General features: G+C 48.1%; 15 protein-coding genes and 1 riboswitch. Of the genes, 13 read left to right on the top strand and 2 right to left on the bottom strand.

The features are described from left to right. The first annotated feature begins 108 nt into the window (after positions 1-108). The 4 genes from MKY14_RS21085 (at position 109) to MKY14_RS21070 (ending at position 3762) form a co-directional block, all read left to right on the top strand. Positions 109-1197, top strand: a complete 1089-nt coding sequence (locus MKY14_RS21085) for a pyridoxal phosphate-dependent aminotransferase (RefSeq protein ID WP_340977225.1) — start codon at positions 109-111, stop codon at positions 1195-1197. A 129-nt stretch (positions 1198-1326) separates the two neighbouring features. Then, positions 1327-2064: an adenosylcobinamide amidohydrolase gene (locus MKY14_RS21080; RefSeq protein WP_076218820.1), complete on the top strand. Its 738-nt coding sequence runs from the start codon at positions 1327-1329 to the stop codon at positions 2062-2064. A gap of 49 nt (positions 2065-2113) precedes the next feature. Next, complete coding sequence (cbiB, locus tag MKY14_RS21075) at positions 2114-3073, top strand: adenosylcobinamide-phosphate synthase CbiB (RefSeq protein ID WP_280752592.1); 960 nt, start codon at positions 2114-2116, stop codon at positions 3071-3073. Positions 3074-3081: 8 nt separating this feature from the next. Next, positions 3082-3762 carry a histidine phosphatase family protein gene (locus tag MKY14_RS21070; protein ID WP_340977222.1) on the top strand — a complete coding sequence of 227 codons (681 nt, stop codon included), beginning with the start codon at positions 3082-3084 and terminating at the stop codon, positions 3760-3762. Positions 3763-3867: 105 nt separating this feature from the next. Here the strand turns inward: MKY14_RS21070 and catA are convergent, their stop codons facing one another. Next, on the bottom strand, positions 3868-4527 hold the full coding sequence (gene catA / locus MKY14_RS21065) for a type A chloramphenicol O-acetyltransferase (RefSeq protein WP_340977220.1): 660 nt from the start codon (positions 4525-4527) through the stop codon (positions 3868-3870). 142 nt (positions 4528-4669) lie between these two features. Between catA and MKY14_RS21060 the strand changes: the two genes are divergently transcribed. From MKY14_RS21060 to MKY14_RS21025, 8 genes are all read left to right on the top strand, one after another. Then, positions 4670-5218, top strand: a complete 549-nt coding sequence (locus MKY14_RS21060; RefSeq protein ID WP_339281772.1) for an AAA family ATPase — start codon at positions 4670-4672, stop codon at positions 5216-5218. A 112-nt stretch (positions 5219-5330) separates the two neighbouring features. Beyond that, positions 5331-6782 carry a MocR-like pyridoxine biosynthesis transcription factor PdxR gene (gene pdxR, locus MKY14_RS21055; RefSeq protein WP_076277713.1) on the top strand — a complete coding sequence of 484 codons (1452 nt, stop codon included), beginning with the start codon at positions 5331-5333 and terminating at the stop codon, positions 6780-6782. Between the two features lie 13 nt (positions 6783-6795). Next, entirely contained in the window at positions 6796-7728 is a 933-nt protein-coding gene (locus tag MKY14_RS21050) for a D-alanine--D-alanine ligase (RefSeq protein WP_076280087.1), read from the top strand. Next, entirely contained in the window at positions 7721-8884 is a 1164-nt protein-coding gene (locus MKY14_RS21045) for an aminotransferase class I/II-fold pyridoxal phosphate-dependent enzyme (RefSeq protein ID WP_076128136.1), read from the top strand. Before MKY14_RS21050 ends, MKY14_RS21045 begins: the two co-directional genes overlap by 8 nt. 95 nt (positions 8885-8979) lie before the next feature. Next, a complete protein-coding gene (gene cobT, locus MKY14_RS21040) occupies positions 8980-10041 on the top strand; it encodes a nicotinate-nucleotide--dimethylbenzimidazole phosphoribosyltransferase (RefSeq protein WP_076104822.1) in 1062 nt (353 codons plus the stop codon). Beyond that, on the top strand, positions 10038-10586 hold the full coding sequence (gene cobU, locus MKY14_RS21035) for a bifunctional adenosylcobinamide kinase/adenosylcobinamide-phosphate guanylyltransferase (protein ID WP_076128132.1): 549 nt from the start codon (positions 10038-10040) through the stop codon (positions 10584-10586). The genes cobT and cobU overlap by 4 nt, the downstream gene beginning before the upstream one ends. Further along, positions 10583-11398: an adenosylcobinamide-GDP ribazoletransferase gene (gene cobS / locus MKY14_RS21030; RefSeq protein ID WP_076128130.1), complete on the top strand. Its 816-nt coding sequence runs from the start codon at positions 10583-10585 to the stop codon at positions 11396-11398. The genes cobU and cobS overlap by 4 nt, the downstream gene beginning before the upstream one ends. A 198-nt stretch (positions 11399-11596) precedes the next feature. After that, positions 11597-11923, top strand: a complete 327-nt coding sequence (locus MKY14_RS21025) for a YnfA family protein (protein ID WP_076128128.1) — start codon at positions 11597-11599, stop codon at positions 11921-11923. Between the two features lie 1363 nt (positions 11924-13286). Here the strand turns inward: MKY14_RS21025 and MKY14_RS21020 are convergent. After that, positions 13287-14975 carry a methyl-accepting chemotaxis protein gene (locus MKY14_RS21020; RefSeq protein WP_076185737.1) on the bottom strand — a complete coding sequence of 563 codons (1689 nt, stop codon included), beginning with the start codon at positions 14973-14975 and terminating at the stop codon, positions 13287-13289. Positions 14976-15341: 366 nt separating this feature from the next. Then, positions 15342-15387, top strand: a riboswitch (PreQ1 riboswitch). Between the two features lie 10 nt (positions 15388-15397). Between MKY14_RS21020 and MKY14_RS21015 the strand changes: the two genes are divergently transcribed. Further along, complete coding sequence (locus MKY14_RS21015) at positions 15398-16111, top strand: queuosine precursor transporter (RefSeq protein ID WP_076128125.1); 714 nt, start codon at positions 15398-15400, stop codon at positions 16109-16111. The last annotated feature ends 106 nt before the right edge of the window (positions 16112-16217 follow it).

Raw genomic sequence — 16217 nt, 5'->3', positions numbered from 1 at the left:
TAGCAGATTCCTTCTGCGAAAGCATTGACGTTCTTCCGGCAAAGAGGCAATAATGGTGGCAATGACATACATATCGTGCTAGAGAAAGTAGATAGAGGGAGTGTAATTATGCTTGAAAAATATGGGCATGGCGGTGATTTGTTGACGGCAGCGGAGCTCTATGGAGAAGCTGGGGGCACATTTCTCGACTATAGTGCCAACATCAATCCGCTCGGTCCCCCACCGCAAGTTTTGGAGCTGCTCAGAACAGCACTGTCAACGGTGGTGGCATATCCGGACCCTGGACACCGATGCTTTAAACGCCTACTGGCGGAAAATCTTGGCGTAGATAATAGCTGGTTAACCGTGGGCAACGGAGCAGCGGAATCTATGGCTTTGCTGCTGCTGGCGATAGCTCCGCAAAAGGTTGGCATCGTGGAGCCTTGTTTCTCTGAGTATCGGCAACTTTCCATACAATTTGGCGCTGAAGTATTATCGGTTCAGGGGACAAGGGAACAGCATTTCCGCGCTGGAGTGGAGGAGATTGCCGGGCTGCTGGAACAGGTGGAACTGTTATTTCTCGGACAGCCGAATAATCCCAATGGCGTTCAGTATGCTGTGGAGGAACTGCGCTTGTTAGCGCAGAAGGCTGAAAGCTGCGGGACTTATTTAGCTGTGGATGAAGCTTTTATTGACTTTATCCCGGAGTCAGAGCGAAATACACTCCTGCCGGAGCTGGAGCGGTTTCCGCATACGGTTCTGGTGCGGTCGATGACGAAGTTTTATGCGATTCCCGGCTTGCGTCTCGGGTTTGCGATTTCACATCCGGAGCTGGCGAAGGCGATGAGCGGAAAGCAGGTCACCTGGAGTGTGAACGGCTTGGCGCTGCTCGCAGGGGAAGCCTGCCTTACAAGTGGACGTGACTATGAACAGCGTACGCGTGAGCTTATTGCAGCAGAACGCGAAAAACTGCGGCAGGGTCTTATGCAGCTGGGCTGCGATGTCCCACCGGGAGAAGTCAACTTTCTGCTCTGTGGCTTGCCATCACCGTGGAGCGCGGCTGAGTTTCAGACTAGGCTTGGCCGCGTAGGTATACTAGTGCGCAGCTGCGCTATGTATGCAGGGTTAGGTGCTGAGCATATTCGAGTTGCCGTTAAGGGACATGAGGATAATGCCCGCCTTTTGCTGCAGATGGCGGAGATTCTAGCGACTAAGTGACAGGTGGATGTAGTCTTTAATGACTCTATGTGCGGAGCGAGCTGATAGTGCGATTGGCGGGGCATCCTTTCGCGGATGGTTGTAAGTATTTAATGAAAGAAATGAGCGGTGAAAGGAGCGGGATCGGCTATGGTGGAAGTGAAGATTCCATTTAATCTTACAGGGGGAATCAGGGAGTATCGTCCGGCCGTCTGGCCAGGGCTTGCTCTGCAATGGAAGGATAAGCATCTGCTGCTGGAGCTGCCAGCAGAAGCCGATGGTTTATCGAGCGCGTTCTACGGCGGAGGAATGAACCGGCTGCAGCGGGCCGTCAATTTATATGTTGATCGCAATTACGAATGTAGTGATCCTGTCCAGGATATGGAGAATAAGCTGCGCGATTGGGGTTATCCTTTATCCGGCTGTGCTGGTCTGATGACGGCTGTGCCGCTAGAGCATGCAGCGGTAGCTGAAGAGGACACGGGTTCAGCGGGGATTTTTGTTTGCGTTACAGCCGCCGCAGGAAATGCTGCGCGCGCAGGTGTGGAACGCAATGTGCTGGCTGTGTATCGGCCGGGTACGATTAACATCATGCTCTGCATTGATGGCCGCCTGACACCGGCGGCCATGGTCAATGCTGTGCAGACAGCTGTCGAAGCCAAAGCTGCTGCGCTGGCAGATCTCGGGATTACCGATCCCGAGAATGGCCTGATCGCAACCGGCACGACTACGGATGCTATTGTACTCGCTGTGAGCCAAAGCGGGCGATACAGCGCCGAGCATGTATATGCCGGAACAGCAACCGATCTTGGAGGCGCTATCGGCCGGCTTGTATATAGCGCTGTGACGGGCAGCCTACTGTCGGTGCAGGCAAGGAAGGACAGCTAATGAGAATGGATAGCTGGAGAAGTAGAAGCTTGTTCAGAGGTGATTGCTTGTGACAATCGCTTTGGTGTTGCTTGCGGCTTACGTAATTGACCGGATCGTAGGTGATCCGCGTAACCTGCCTCATCCCGTAATTGGTATGGGCAAAGCAATCACGGCTCTGGAGCGGGCGATCCGTCGTTTATGGTCCCGCCCGCAAAGCCTGCGCAGAGCAGGGGTGTTACTTCCGCTATGTGTGGCGGGCGGTGCTTGGGCACTGACAGCCATCCTGCTATGGCTGCTGTCATCTATCTCACCGTGGCTCGTCTGGATAGCCGAGGTTTGGTTGATTTCAACCACGATTGCCTCCAAGGGACTAAAGGATGCAGGAATGGCGGTGTACGTGGAATTGCAGAAGGGCGATATCCCTGCTGCCCGCAAGGCGTTGGGGATGATCGTGGGACGTGATACGACTTCGCTAGACGCCCCGGAAATTGTCCGTGGAACGGTGGAGACCGTAGCAGAGAACATTGTAGATGCGATTATTTCTCCGCTTTTCTACGCGCTGATTGGCGGTGCGCCGCTTGCTATGGCTTATCGGGCGGTCAATACACTCGATTCAATGGTCGGTTATAAGAACGATAAATACCGTGATCTCGGCTGGGCATCTGCCCGGCTCGATGATGTTGCTAACTTTATCCCGGCACGGATTACGGCATTGCTTTTGGCTCTATGTGCAGGGATGCTTCGTCTGGATTGGCGCAGATGCCTGCAAATGGTGAAGCGGGATGCACATCTACATCCAAGCCCTAACAGCGGTTATCCAGAATCAGCTGTGGCTGGCGCACTCGGCATCCGACTCGGAGGCGAAAATGTGTATCATGGCGTCGCTTCTTTTCGGGCTTATATGGGTGATCCGGTACGTACGATGGAACCGGATGACATCATCCAGACCTCACGGATGATGATGCTCTGCTCTTCAATATTTGTAGGTCTATGCGCGGTTGTGGCATGGATATGGATTGGAGGCTGAGCGTCGGTATGGCAATTCCCTCTATAGAGCTTGAGCTGGTGCTTATCCGACACGGGCAGACGAAATGGAATGTTGAGCATCGTTACCTGGGACATACGGATCTTCCATTGCTTCCTGACGCAAGTGAGCGGTTATCCCAACCTCAGCAGCAGATCTGCCTGCAGGCTGAGTTATCAGGTGGTTTTTGGCGTGTGTTCTGTAGCGATTTGCTAAGATGTCGGGAGACCTTGGCTTTCGGAGCACCTTCACTAGAGCAGGACGCTGTTTACGATCAGCGGCTTCGTGAAATGAACTTCGGAGCTTGGGAAGGCTGCACTTATGAGCAGTTGAAAGATAACTCTCTATATAGACGTTGGATTGATGATCCTTCAAAGGTTACACCGCCAGAAGGAGAATCGTGGACAGCATTCGATGCTCGGTTGCGTAGTTTCCTGTTGGACCTAGGTCAAGCTGCTGTGGCTGCATTTGGATGCTGTGCTATCAAGGAGAAAAAAAGTGAGGTTACATCGAATAGAGTATTGGTAGTGACGCATGGGGGTGTAATCAGGAATTTACTTGCACAGTTAGTTCCTGGTCTCACATTCTACAGTGCAGTGGCTCCTTCTCCAGGGAATGTAATGGTACTAAAAATACTCTGGCAGCATGGACAATGGTCAGCTGATAAAGCTCATATTTTGGAAAAAGGATGATTATATGAAAAAAGGGTTCCACGTCATTAGGAAAACCTAATAGGTGGAACCCTTTATGTTTGAACTATCGTTTGCTTTCAGCAGAATAACATGGTTAATTAGATATTAGGTAATAGGTAACCATTCCTTATAGGTATCTGCACGTGATTGTAATTCATTATACAGCATGCTGGCATGGTAACCGTCGCACACGGCATGGTGGAATTGCCCCGAGATGGGTAATAGTATTTTTTTGTCTTGCTGAAAATATTTCCCTATCGTAAAGATGGGAAGTAGGTAGGTTCCTTCGTTATACACGTTCAGGTTAAAGCTTGTGAAGCTGACCCACGGAATGCTGGAAATAGGGAAGGTGTTCGGCGGTTCGTTTGCTTTAGCGATAAATTGTTTCACGCTTCCGTACATTTTCATATCATCGAGATAACGGTTATAGAAATCATTAAACTGTTCACCGTACGAAGTCCAGATGCTTGAGAAAGTCTTATCATCATCATGGAAAATTGTAAAACTAGGGGACAAGCTATCCCAATAACCTAATCTACCTTCAGAATCAAAACATGTGCGGAATTCACTATGACAGTTCACCACCGTAGTTATCATGTGGATTAGTGCTGGGTACAGCTTAATTCCCTTATGCTTAAGCTCTGACAGTAGAAGGGTGATATCAATATTTACGGTCATGCTGTAGGTGCATCTGACATTGTTTAAATAATGTTCAAAATAGGGTTTTCTACTCCAGTTATCAATGACAATCGGGTTAAAAATCATTTATTATGACCTCCTAAAATTATTTCATTTTTCATTTTAGGAGGTCTGCTGGACTGATTTCACCATATCCTTATCACAATCCCTTGAGAAAGTATTTTGTAACGATGAGTATACCATCAATTGGAAGGGAGATGCATTTATAATGCTGACCGAAAAGTTGGTTATTGAAAAATTGCTTCAGCAAAAGCGTACGAGTGTTGCTTCCAGCGTAGTGATGATGTGCGGTGTAGCGGGGTCGGGTAAAACAACCTTTGCTAAAAAGCTGGAGAAAGAGGGATTCGCCAGACTTTCGATAGATGAAGATATTTGGGCCACGCACGGCCGTTTCGGGGTGGATTATCCAGAGGACAATTATGAGTCCTATAAGGAAGAGTCGGAGATAAAGCTGCGGGGGGAGCTGGTGAATCTGCTTCAGGCAAAACATCATGTTGTTATCGATTTCAGCTTCTGGCAACGTCAGAGACGGAACGATTACAAGCAGCTCATTGAGAGTTATGGTGGCGTGTGGGAACTGATTCACTTAAAGGTCCAGCCGGATGAATTGCGTCAGAGACTGCTTATCCGGAGTGAACGTTTTGACGCCAATGCCGCATTTCCGATTACGGAGGACATATTAACCCGGTTTTTAAATGGTTTTGAGATCCCTTCTGGAGAAGGGGAGCTTGTGATTGAGCATAGATCTGTAACTTGATTTTTTGGGCATTTTTCCTCTTATAGAACCACAGCCGGATTAAAATCCCATGGCTGTGGTTCTTTTTTTAAGCGAGTGATTGTGCCATGATAGTCATGGGGGCGATTGAGAGATGTTTAAGGATTTTAAGCTCATAGCCGGACGGCCGGTGTATATACAAATTAAAGACTATATGAAGCACTTAATCATAAAAGGCGGTCTGCAAGGCAATCAAAAGCTGCCCTCCACACGAGAGCTCAGCACATTGCTTAAGGTTAGCCGCAACTCCGTAATCTCTGCTTATGCAGGGCTTGAGGATGATGGCTTTGCTTATGCCGTGCAAGGGCAAGGAAGTTATGTTGCTGCTACGCCGCCCGGCAGTGAAACGATCTCTTCCTGGACGATGGACTGGAAGTCACGTCTCAATGATCACGCGGTGCTGGCAGAGGAACTGGATATCATGAAGCGCGGGATTCGAGCGGAGAAGGGGACGATCTCCTTCACCAGCATAGCGCCTGATGAGAGTCTTTTTGATCTGGATAATGTGAAGCGGTCCTTTATGGATCGGATGTCGGTGGAAGGCAACGTTCTGCTAAATTACGGCTATGCCAAAGGGTATAAGCCTTTAATAGACTATTTGAAGCAGTATATGGAGCACAAGGGCGTTGAAATGAAAGGCAAGGATATATTGATCACCAATGGCTTTACTGAAGGGTTCGATATTGTATTGTCTGCTCTGAGTAAAAAAAATGGTTCGGTCATTTGTGAGAATCCGACGCATCATACAGCGATCAAAAATTTGAAGCTGAACGGTTTTGAGATCACCGGGATTTCGATGGAGCGTGATGGGATTGATTTGGCGGAGCTGGAGAAAGCATTGCAACAGCAAGCTTTTGACTGTGCATACTTCGTCCCTTCTTATCATAATCCGACCGGAATTGTAATGTCTCCAGAGAAAAGACAGCGGCTAATGAAGCTGATGAATCGCTACCAAGTCCCGGTGATTGAGGATGGTTTTAACGAGGAATTACGATATTCGGGCTCACATGTGGCTCCACTTATCGCAGCAGCAGGCAGCGGCAACAGCGTGATTTATCTCGGCAGCTTCTCCAAGGTATTATTTCCGGGACTACGTGTAGGTTGGGTGCTGGCGGATCAGGAGTTGATCAATTCCCTCGAAAGCGTCAAGCGCGCCCGTACCATTCATACCTCGACGCTGGATCAATCCATTTTGTATCAGTATTTATTGGGTGGTCATTTAGAAAAGTATTTGAAAAAAGCCAGAGCGGAATACAAACGAAAGTATGAATTAACCCTGCAATGCTGCAAGGATTGTATTCCTTATACGGCGCTGTCAGGGGACGGTGGCCTGCATCTTTTTGTAACCTTCGCGGAGGGCTTTAATACAAGGACGCTGTTGGCGGCCTGTCATGAGCAAGGGGTTATTTTTACAGCAGGAGATATATTCTTCACAGACGGTAAGGGTCAAAATACGATACGGATCGGTTTCTCCAGAGTGACGGATGAGGATATCCGCAAGGGGATCGAGATTATTGGCAGAACAGCTCGACAACTAATGGGATAAAGAGGTGCTTGAGATGAAGGTAGGCGTAATTATGGGCGGGGTATCCTCAGAGTATGAGGTATCCATGAATAGCGGTAGAGAAATATTGAAGAATCTAGACCCCAATAAATATGAAATTATTCCAATTGTGATCACCAAGCGTGAGGAGCTTATTGAGCAGGCAAAAGGGATCGATGTCGCACTGCTTGCACTTCATGGAGCTTACGGCGAGGATGGTACGGTTCAGGGAACGCTGGAGACGATGGGGATTCCGTATACGGGCAGCGGGGTTTTGTCTAGCAGCATTTGCATGGATAAAGATCTCTCCAAAAAGCTTATGCGCTGCGCAGGCGTCAATACAGCAGATTGGCTATGCTGGGACAGCATGAAGGATTATTCGGCTGAAGCGGTGGAACGGCTCGGATATCCTGTTATGGTGAAGCCATGTTCAGGCGGCTCGAGTATCGGAATGGAAAAAGTGAGCAGCAGCGAGGAGCTGTTGTGCGCAGTGCAGAAGGCTTTTGCCTGTGATCAGTCGATTTTGATTGAAAGCTACATTCAAGGCCAAGAAATCACCTGTTCTATTCTAAACGGAGAGCTGCTGCCTATTCTGGGAATAACCTCAGCAAATGCCGAGTGGTTCGATTACAGTGCTAAGTATGAAGAAGGCGGAGCAGATGAACGGGTCATTGAATTGCCTGCTGAGGTGCATGAGCGGGTACGCGAGGCTGCCTTGAGCTGTTACAAAGCACTAAAATGTAGCGTGTATGCACGGGTTGATATGCTGCTTAAAGAGGGGATTCCTTATGTGCTGGAGGTGAATACGTTACCAGGCATGACGAAGGCCAGTCTTTTACCCAAAAGCGCGCAAGCGGCAGGCTACACCTTCAGCGGACTGCTGGACGAAATCATCTCCCTTTCCCTAACGGAAAAGAGTGCAAAAGAAGAGGTGTACAGCCATGCATAATGAATGGATTGCTCCACGTGTGCGGGAGATTGCACCCTCGGGGATTCGGGCTTTTTTTGACCTAAGTGCGGGGAATCAGGATATTATATCGCTGGGTGTAGGGGAACCAGATTTCGTTACACCGGAGCATGTAAGAGCTGCCTGTATTCGTGCCTTGAATAATGGGGAAACGATGTATACGCCAAATTCCGGTTTACTGGAGCTTAGAGAGGAGATCGCTTCTTATCTGCACACAAGTTTCAAGCTTCGCTATGAGCCAAACGATGAGATTATGGTTACGGTGGGAAGCAGCGAGGCTGTGGATTTGGCATTACGAGCTTTCATTACACCTGGGGATGAGATTATCGTCCCTTCTCCGAGCTATATCGCATATTCGCCGATTACCCATTTGAACGGGGGGGTTACGGTGGAGGTAGAATCATCGGCCGAGCAGGGGTTTAAGCTTACTGCTGAAGCGTTACGGAAGGTGATTACTCCGCGTTCCAAGCTTCTTATGGTGAATTTTCCGACTAATCCTACAGGTGCAGTAATGACTTATGAAGATTGGCTGCCTATTGCACAGATTGTAAAAGAGAATAACCTACTGGTCATTTCAGATGAAATTTATGCCGAGCTTACGTATGACAGTCAGCATGTCAGCATCGCCTCTCTTCCCGGGATGCTGGAAAGGACGATTGTGATTAGCGGCTTCTCCAAAGCTTTTGCAATGACTGGCTGGAGAGTGGGTTATGCTTGTGGCGATCGAGAATTAATTGCTGCGATGCTAAAAATCCATCAATACACTGCGATGTGTGCCCCAGTGCTCGGTCAAATTGCTGCGATTGAATCATTGCGCAACGGAATGCAGCATAAGGAACACATGAAGCAATGCTTCGATGAGCGGAGAAAGCTGCTGGTTAGTGGATTTCGATCCATAGGACTACCTTGCCATGAACCTGCGGGTGCATTTTATGCCTTTCCTTCCATCGCTCACACCGGAATGAAATCAGAAGACTTCGCTTTGCAGCTGCTCAGGGAGGTCGGTGTCGCTGCGGTTCCCGGTCATGTGTTTGGAGCAGGCGGAGAGGGTTATATTCGCTGCTCCTATGCCGCTTCCTTACAAAAATTGACGGAGGCGCTGGAGAGAATCGAAGATTTTATGAAAGTGAAGTTGTAATTCTAGAAGTCCCCCTCTATCATAGATGGGGGCTTTTCTGCGAATATGAGATAGAATAGGTTATACGGATACATTTAATAGGAGGTCGTAATTATATGCTTTCAGATATTCAAGACGTAATTAAACAAATCATTCCGGCTGATGATCAGTCCATCCTCAAGGCGGAGCATCGGCTGAACATTCTGACCAAACCTCCGGGCAGTTTGGGACAATTGGAACCTTTGGCCGTTAAGCTCGCTGGAATTTCGGGTACGGAGCAGCCTAGTTTCACCAAACGAACAGTTGTTGTGATGGCTGCTGATCATGGGGTGTGCTGCGAAGGGGTTAGCGCATTTCCACAGGAAGTCACGCTACAGATGGCCCATAACTTTCTCAGCGGTGGAGCGGCTGTGAATGTATTGGCACGTCAAGCTGGGGCAGAGGTACAGTTTGTTGATGTCGGCATAAACGGCGATCTTAGTCATGTCGATCTGATTGATCGTAAAGTGCGCCGGGGAACGGATAATATGGCTGTGGGACCTGCGATGAGTCGTGAGGATGCCATGAATGCTCTTCTTGTTGGGATAAGAGTTGCGCAGGAAGCGGTTAAGAACGGCACGGAGATTTTTATAACAGGCGAAATGGGCATTGGGAATACTACGGCTAGTGCTGCCATTCTATGTGCTCTCAAAGGAATAGCCCCTGAAGTAGCTGTGGGACGAGGAACGGGAATTGATGATGAACGTTTACTACATAAAATTGCAGTGGTGGAACGCGCCTTAAAGGTAAATCAGCCGAATTCAGCAGATCCGTTGGATGTGTTATCTAAAGTTGGCGGACTGGAAATCGCTGGCTTGGCGGGACTGATTCTTGGTGCCGCTGCTAATCGGACACCTATCATTTTGGATGGTTTTATTTCGGGGGCGGCAGCGCTTGTGGCAAAAGCCCTTGCACCTGAATCCATCGCTTATATGATAGCGTCTCATGTATCAGGAGAACGGGGACACAAGTTAATGCTGGAGCAGCTTGGGCTTGAACCGCTGCTTAACCTCGGTCTGCGATTGGGTGAGGGAACAGGGGGAGTATTATGCCTTCATTTAATCGAGGCGATCTGCCGCATTTTGAGCGAAATGGCAACCTTTGAAAGTGCAGGCATCTCTGGAGCTGGTCAACGATGAGCATTCTTGTAACGGGAGGTGCACGTAGCGGGAAAAGTGGTTTTGCAGAAAAACTGATACAGTCACTGGCAGATCAGGCCTTCTATGTAGCAACCGGACAGGCTTTTGACGACGAAATGAAGGAACGGATTGCTCTGCATCAGCATCAACGAATGGAAAGTGGTTACGCTTGGGAGACGCTTGAGGAACCGTATGATTTACCAGATCTGCTAAAGCGATTATCGGGGGAAAAAGCGGTGCTCGTAGATTGTTTAACCTTATGGTTATCCAATGCATTATTGGCTGTGGAAGGTTTTGAAAATAGACAAGAGCTTGTTGAGAGTGAAATAACAAGGCTTGAAGACAGTGTGCGTTCTTTTCAAGGCACGCTTATTCTGGTCTCTAATGAGGTTGGCGACGGGATTGTTCCGGAGTATGCGCTTGGCCGATTGTATCGTGATCTGGCGGGACGAATGAACGCCCTGATCGCTCGGCATTGCGAACAGGTCTTTCTAGTAACTGTTGGAATTCCGATTGAGCTGAAGAGCAGGGAGTATCGTTTATGAGGGAGCGTAGGGATGCGGCCGTAGCTGCCTTTCAGTTCTTATCCCGATTTCCTGTAAAAGGTGATCCGGGATTCTCTCCTGAACTGCTGCGCCGGAGTGTAATCTTCTATCCCATGGTAGGCGCAGCAATTGGGCTGTGTGTAGCTGCTGGAGCAGCCCTGACGGGATTGCTTTTACCTGCTTGGCCAGCAGCTGTGCTCACTCTGATTCTGTGGGTAGGCCTCACTGGCGGGTTGCATCTTGATGGCTGGATGGACAGCGCGGATGGTCTGCTCAGCTATCGGCCACGGGAGCGAGCCCTGGAGATTATGAAGGACAGCCGTGTGGGTGCGATGGGCGTACTCGCCTGCGTGCTGCTCCTGCTGTTTAAAGCATCTTTGTTGGCAGCTCTAATCGAAGGCTTCGCCTACTACGAGCTGCCGCTGCTCTTGGTACCAGCGGTCTGGAGCCGCTGGTATATGGTACGGGCAATGGTGCGTTATCCCATTGCCCGTGGAGACGAGGGGCTGGCCGCGAACTTCGCCGGCCTAGCTTCCTCGCATGAGCGGCGCGCGCTGGCAGTCGCCGCGCTGCTCTCGCTGGCCGCCGCCGCTGCGCCACTGGCGCTCGGCGCTGGCTTAGCCGCGTGGCCGCTGCATCTGGCGGCAGCTCTGCTGCTGCCGGTCGCGGCCTTGGCCTGCGGCACCGCGGCTGCACGGCGGATCAGCAGCCGGCTCGGCGGGCTTACCGGCGATGTGTACGGCGCGCTGAACGAGCTGCTGGAGGTTGTGCTGCTGCTAGTGTTATTGCTGCTCCAGCACAATTTAATGTGAGCTCCACGGGGAATATTGAGTAATTTGGTGTAGGTGGTACTACGGATGAACCTTGAGTAATTTGCTGTAGGTAGCTCTAAGGGTGGATCTTGAGTAATTAAGTAATTTGCTGTAGGTAGCTCCATGGGGGAACCTTGAGTACAATTTGTTGTGAGCAACCTTTGCGTTTTTATGAGATAGATAGGGAAGAGGGATGACATGTTATTTGCCATTCTGCTGTTTATAATTGCTGGGCTTGCTGAGATCGGTGGCGGATATTTAGTATGGTTATGGTTGAGAGAATCACGGCCACTTTGGTACGGTTTAGTGGGGTCCTTGATTCTGATAGCGTATGGGATTATCCCTACGTTGCAGAAATTCCCTTCCTTCGGAAGAGTGTATGCGGCTTACGGCGGGGTGTTTATCGTACTTGCGGTCTTATGGGGATGGCTTGTAGACAAGAAGACACCAGACGTATACGACTGGGTCGGAGCTGTTATTTGTGTGATCGGTGTATCGGTCATCCTCTGGGCACCGCGGCACTAGGTTGAGTGAGGTTTGCTTAGCCATAAAAGCGGAATGAAAGCTGAGTAACCTAGTTTTTACTAAGTGAGTAACTTGGCTCCGGACTCAGGAGACCTTATTTGTGATAAAAGGGTTAATTTGGAGCGTTTTCGGACACCAGAGACGCTATTTGAACAAAATAGGCTGAGTCTGGGTTGATTATGAGGCAATAGCGTCTCTCGAGTCCGAAAAAGTCTCCAAATGGCAGTTTTTCGAGTAATAGCGGCATCTGAGTCCGCAAGCCAGCAGCAAATGGCGTGCTGAGTCTAAGTGAGAGCTTCGCGCAAGCTAGCGCATGTAGCCGAGTCTATTGCTGTAGGTAGCATCGACGGATGAACTTTGAGTAATTTGCAGTAGGTAGCATCCACGGATGAACTTTGAGTAATTTGCAGTAGGTAGCATCGACGGAGGAACTTTGAGTAATTTGCAGTAAGTAGCATCCACGGATGAACTTTGAGTAATTTGCTGTAGGTAGCGCCACGGAGGAACTTTGAGTAATTTGCAGTAGGTAGCGCCACGGAGGAACTTTGAGTAATTTGCAGTAGGTAGCGCCACGGATGAACTTTGAGTAATTTGCTGTAGGTAGCATCGACGGATGAACTTTGAGTAATTTGCTGTAGGTAGCATCGACGGATGAACTTTGAGTAATTTGCTGTAGGTAGCATCGACGGATGAACTTTGAGTAATTTGCTGTAGGTAACATCGACGGAGGAACTTTGAGTAATTTGCTGTAGGTAACTTGGCTCCGGACTCAGGAGATCTTATTTGCGATAAAAGGGTTAATTTGGAGCGTTTTCGGACACCAGAGGCGCTATTTGAGCGAAATAGGCTGAGTCTGGGTTGATTATGAGGCAATAGCGTCTCTCGAGTCCGAAAAAGTCTCCAAATGGCAGTTTTTCGAGTAATAGCGGCATCTGAGTCCGCAAGCCAGCAGCAAATGACGCGCCGAGTCTAAGCGAGAGTATCGCGCAAGCCAGCAGCAAATGACGCGCCGAGTCTAAGCGAGATTATCGCGCAAGCCAGCGGCAAATGGCGTGCCGAGTCTAAACGAGAGTATCGCGCAAGCCAGCAGCACATGACGCGCCGATTCTAAGCGAGATTATCGCGCAAGCCAGTAGCAAATGACGCGCCGAGTCTAAACGAGAGTATCGCGCAAGCCAGCGGCAAATGGCGTGCCGAGTCTAAACGAGAGTATCGCGCAAGCCAGCAGCACATGACGCACCGATTCTAAGCGAGAGCTTCGCGCAAGCCTAGCGTAGTATGCCCCCAAGTCTAAGCGAGCCATCGCAAACTAAAAACCCCCGTTCAACACTTTCGTGTGAACGGGGGTTTTAATTTACAAGCGTTAAATCTTAAATTGCTGCACAGCTTCTTGGAGTTTCTTGGCTTGCTCATACAGATGTTTAACGGTTTCTGCATGGCCTTCCAGTTCGACGCGCTGCCGCTCTGAGTTAGCAGCGAGTGTGTCCGCACTTTCTTGCGATCTTGATGTAATTTGTGCAGTTTCTTCGACGGAAGCACTGACTTCTTCTGTACTTGCTGAGATTTGCTGTGTAGCCGCAGATACGGATTGGATGCTGTGATTGATGCTTTGGATAAGAATCAGGAGGTGATTAAAGGCATCACCTGCTTCTGCTACTTTGCCGACTCCAGAGGCAACCTCAGAATTCACGTGGTTCATCTCGGTAACGGAGCGACTCATATCTTCTTGAAGCCCAAGTAGGAAGTCACGGATCTGTTCGTTTGCGTTACGGGATTGTTCAGACAGCTTGCGTACTTCTCCCGCAACAACAGCAAAGCCGCGTCCATGCTCTCCTGCGCGTGCAGCTTCAATTGAAGCATTCAGCGACAGCATTTGGATCTGTTTCGTAATTTCAGTAATACTGTGAACGACTTCTCCGATCATTACTGAACGCTCATTCATGATTTGTAATTGATCCAGCGACTGTAGGGAAGCACGTTCAACCTGGCGCATTTGCAGCACAGCGCTTTGAGCAATTTCATTACCGCCACTTGCTTCAGCGGAAGCCTCACTGATTTGCTCCGTGACTTCATTCGCTGCTGAGGCAATACTTTGAATGCCTAAATTGATTTCTTCCATTGCTCTCGAGTTATCTGATGCACTGCTAGCAATAGTCGTACTACCTTTGCCGATTTCTATTACCGATGAGCTGGAGTGTTCCGCCATATCATTGAGAACCTCAACACGTTCTTTTAAAGAGTTGGAATCCGCAACGACAGTATTAGAGGTTACCAGTACATGTCCAATCATTTCTTTCAGGCGTTGGGTCATCGCTTGGAAGCTTACGGACAACTGTGCAACTTCGTCATTTCCTTTAACTGATAATTCTTCGGTGAAATCTCCCTCTGCGAGCCGGGCACTATAAGCTGCCAGTTTTGAGATTGGACGTGTTATACGCACACTCATGAACCATGCACCAGTTAGGCCGATGATCAACGTCAGAAGTGTGATTCCGGCACTTGTCCATAGAATACTGTCTGTTTTTTCTTGAATGAAGCTTACGTCACTGCTTACACCGATAACCATCGTACTTCCGGGAATACCGATATAAGCTGTTTTATGTATACCATGTGCGTCGCTATATGTATCGCTTAGTCCAGTTTTTCCTTTAGAGGCTTGTTGCATTGCAGAGGATACGGTGACACTTTCTGCCCGTTGCAATTTTGCATCGTGATCTGCGGATAGAATCTCAGCTTCTTTCCCCTTCAGATTGACCAGAAAAATGGTTTCCACTCCATGTTGTTTCCTCTTTTCCTGAAAATAGAACTCGAGATTGGTGGCAGACTGATCGTTCTTATTTAGGGTTTGCTGGGCGTGCATTACGTTGAGATTCTTATATACGTCCTGAGCAGCGGCAGTAAGGATTTTGTTAATCTGCGGCATAACATAGCTGTTGAAGATACTGATAGAGATAAAATAGAAGCTGGTGCTTAACAAAAGAGACGTGAGCAACAGAACAACAAATAATAAACGCGTAAATTTGCGACTGATCGAATGCTTGATACGAAACATATCGTTCTCTCCTTTTTTTATGGACGGTGAGGTCATTTCTTTTTTAGTCTTCACTAGATACTCCATGCCAACTGCTGGAAATTGGCGACCCGAGATATATTCCATAGTTATGTCATATTTCTACTAAATGGATCGGGAATAAGGTGTTTGATACTATTCTATAGAATTAACCTCTGGATGAATAGTGAAAGTTTTGTCCTATAGAGCATTTTTTTCTGAAAAAAATGAATTATTGCTGACTATTTTAGATAATTGGCGAAAAAAAAGAAATGGAACTACCAATTTCATATAAAAATATTATTTTTATGGATTGTTAAGCGCTATTGTGATAGAGTATTAATGTTTTGTTCCGAAAATTTAATATTGTAAGCCGCGGTTCGTAACCATCCCGCGTAAACAAAACTAGGAGGAATTTCAGTAATATGTTTAATTTGCTGTGGGGAGTTTTATTTGTTATTGTCAATTTTGCTTTTTTTCTACTCTGTTACCGCTTGTTCGGGAAAAGTGGAATGTACGCCTGGGTAGGTATTGCTACTGTAATTGCTAACATTCAGGTAGCTAAGACGATTGCTATGCCATTTGATATTGTGATGACACTCGGAAATACGATGTATGTCACTTTATATATGACCAGCGATTTACTTAATGAGAAGTACGGAAGAGCGGAAGCACGTAAAGCGGTCTGGTTTGGTTTCTTCACCTTGCTTATGACTACAGTCATTATGCAGATGGTACTAGTATTTAAGCCGCAGGAGACCGATATCGCTCAGTCTTCTTTGGAGACGATTTTTGGGCTGATGCCTCGACTAGCTTTGGGTAGTCTTACTGCTTACTTCATTAGTCAGTTCCTAGATGTTCGGTTGTACTCTTGGATTCGGAAATATTACAGCACCTCAAGTCAGCTGTGGATTCGTTCCAACGGTAGTACGATGATTAGCTCCTTTGTGGATACACTTATTTTCTGTACCATTGCGTTTGCGGGCTTGTATGACTGGAATGTATGGCTTGAAATTTTGCTTACGACTTATCTAGCGAAGTTCTTACTAACCGCAGTAAGCACACCTATCTTATATATCGCCCGAACCTTTACTTTTGCTGAAGAGGGTTCACCATCATCCGTTCAAAAGAAGGACTAAACAACAATACAGCCAGCGCGTACCGATCATAATCGATGCGTGCTGGCTGTTTTTTCGTTGTAAGATGGACTTAATAGTTACATGAAAGATGTGTACATAAAAATAA

This window comes from Paenibacillus sp. FSL R5-0887 (assembly GCF_038002305.1).
Taxonomy (GTDB): Bacteria; Bacillota; Bacilli; order Paenibacillales; family Paenibacillaceae; genus Paenibacillus_AQ; species Paenibacillus_AQ odorifer.
The sequence above is the reverse complement of the archived record's forward strand: the minus strand, read 5'-3'. Positions and strand labels throughout refer to the sequence as shown.

Bases quoted from the DNA above. Each gene is read 5' to 3' on its own strand.
- MKY14_RS21085 (WP_340977225.1), top strand. From the start codon at position 109: ATGCTTGAAAAATATGGGCATGGCGGTGATTTGTTGACGGCAGCGGAG.
- MKY14_RS21080 (WP_076218820.1), top strand. From the start codon at position 1,327: ATGGTGGAAGTGAAGATTCCATTTAATCTTACAGGGGGAATCAGGGAG.
- MKY14_RS21070 (WP_340977222.1), top strand. From the start codon at position 3,082: ATGGCAATTCCCTCTATAGAGCTTGAGCTGGTGCTTATCCGACACGGG.
- catA (WP_340977220.1), bottom strand. From the start codon at position 4,527: ATGATTTTTAACCCGATTGTCATTGATAACTGGAGTAGAAAACCCTAT.
- MKY14_RS21060 (WP_339281772.1), top strand. From the start codon at position 4,670: ATGCTGACCGAAAAGTTGGTTATTGAAAAATTGCTTCAGCAAAAGCGT.
- pdxR (WP_076277713.1), top strand. From the start codon at position 5,331: ATGTTTAAGGATTTTAAGCTCATAGCCGGACGGCCGGTGTATATACAA.
- MKY14_RS21050 (WP_076280087.1), top strand. From the start codon at position 6,796: ATGAAGGTAGGCGTAATTATGGGCGGGGTATCCTCAGAGTATGAGGTA.
- MKY14_RS21045 (WP_076128136.1), top strand. From the start codon at position 7,721: ATGCATAATGAATGGATTGCTCCACGTGTGCGGGAGATTGCACCCTCG.
- cobT (WP_076104822.1), top strand. From the start codon at position 8,980: ATGCTTTCAGATATTCAAGACGTAATTAAACAAATCATTCCGGCTGAT.
- cobU (WP_076128132.1), top strand. From the start codon at position 10,038: ATGAGCATTCTTGTAACGGGAGGTGCACGTAGCGGGAAAAGTGGTTTT.
- cobS (WP_076128130.1), top strand. From the start codon at position 10,583: ATGAGGGAGCGTAGGGATGCGGCCGTAGCTGCCTTTCAGTTCTTATCC.
- MKY14_RS21025 (WP_076128128.1), top strand. From the start codon at position 11,597: ATGTTATTTGCCATTCTGCTGTTTATAATTGCTGGGCTTGCTGAGATC.
- MKY14_RS21020 (WP_076185737.1), bottom strand. From the start codon at position 14,975: ATGTTTCGTATCAAGCATTCGATCAGTCGCAAATTTACGCGTTTATTA.
- MKY14_RS21015 (WP_076128125.1), top strand. From the start codon at position 15,398: ATGTTTAATTTGCTGTGGGGAGTTTTATTTGTTATTGTCAATTTTGCT.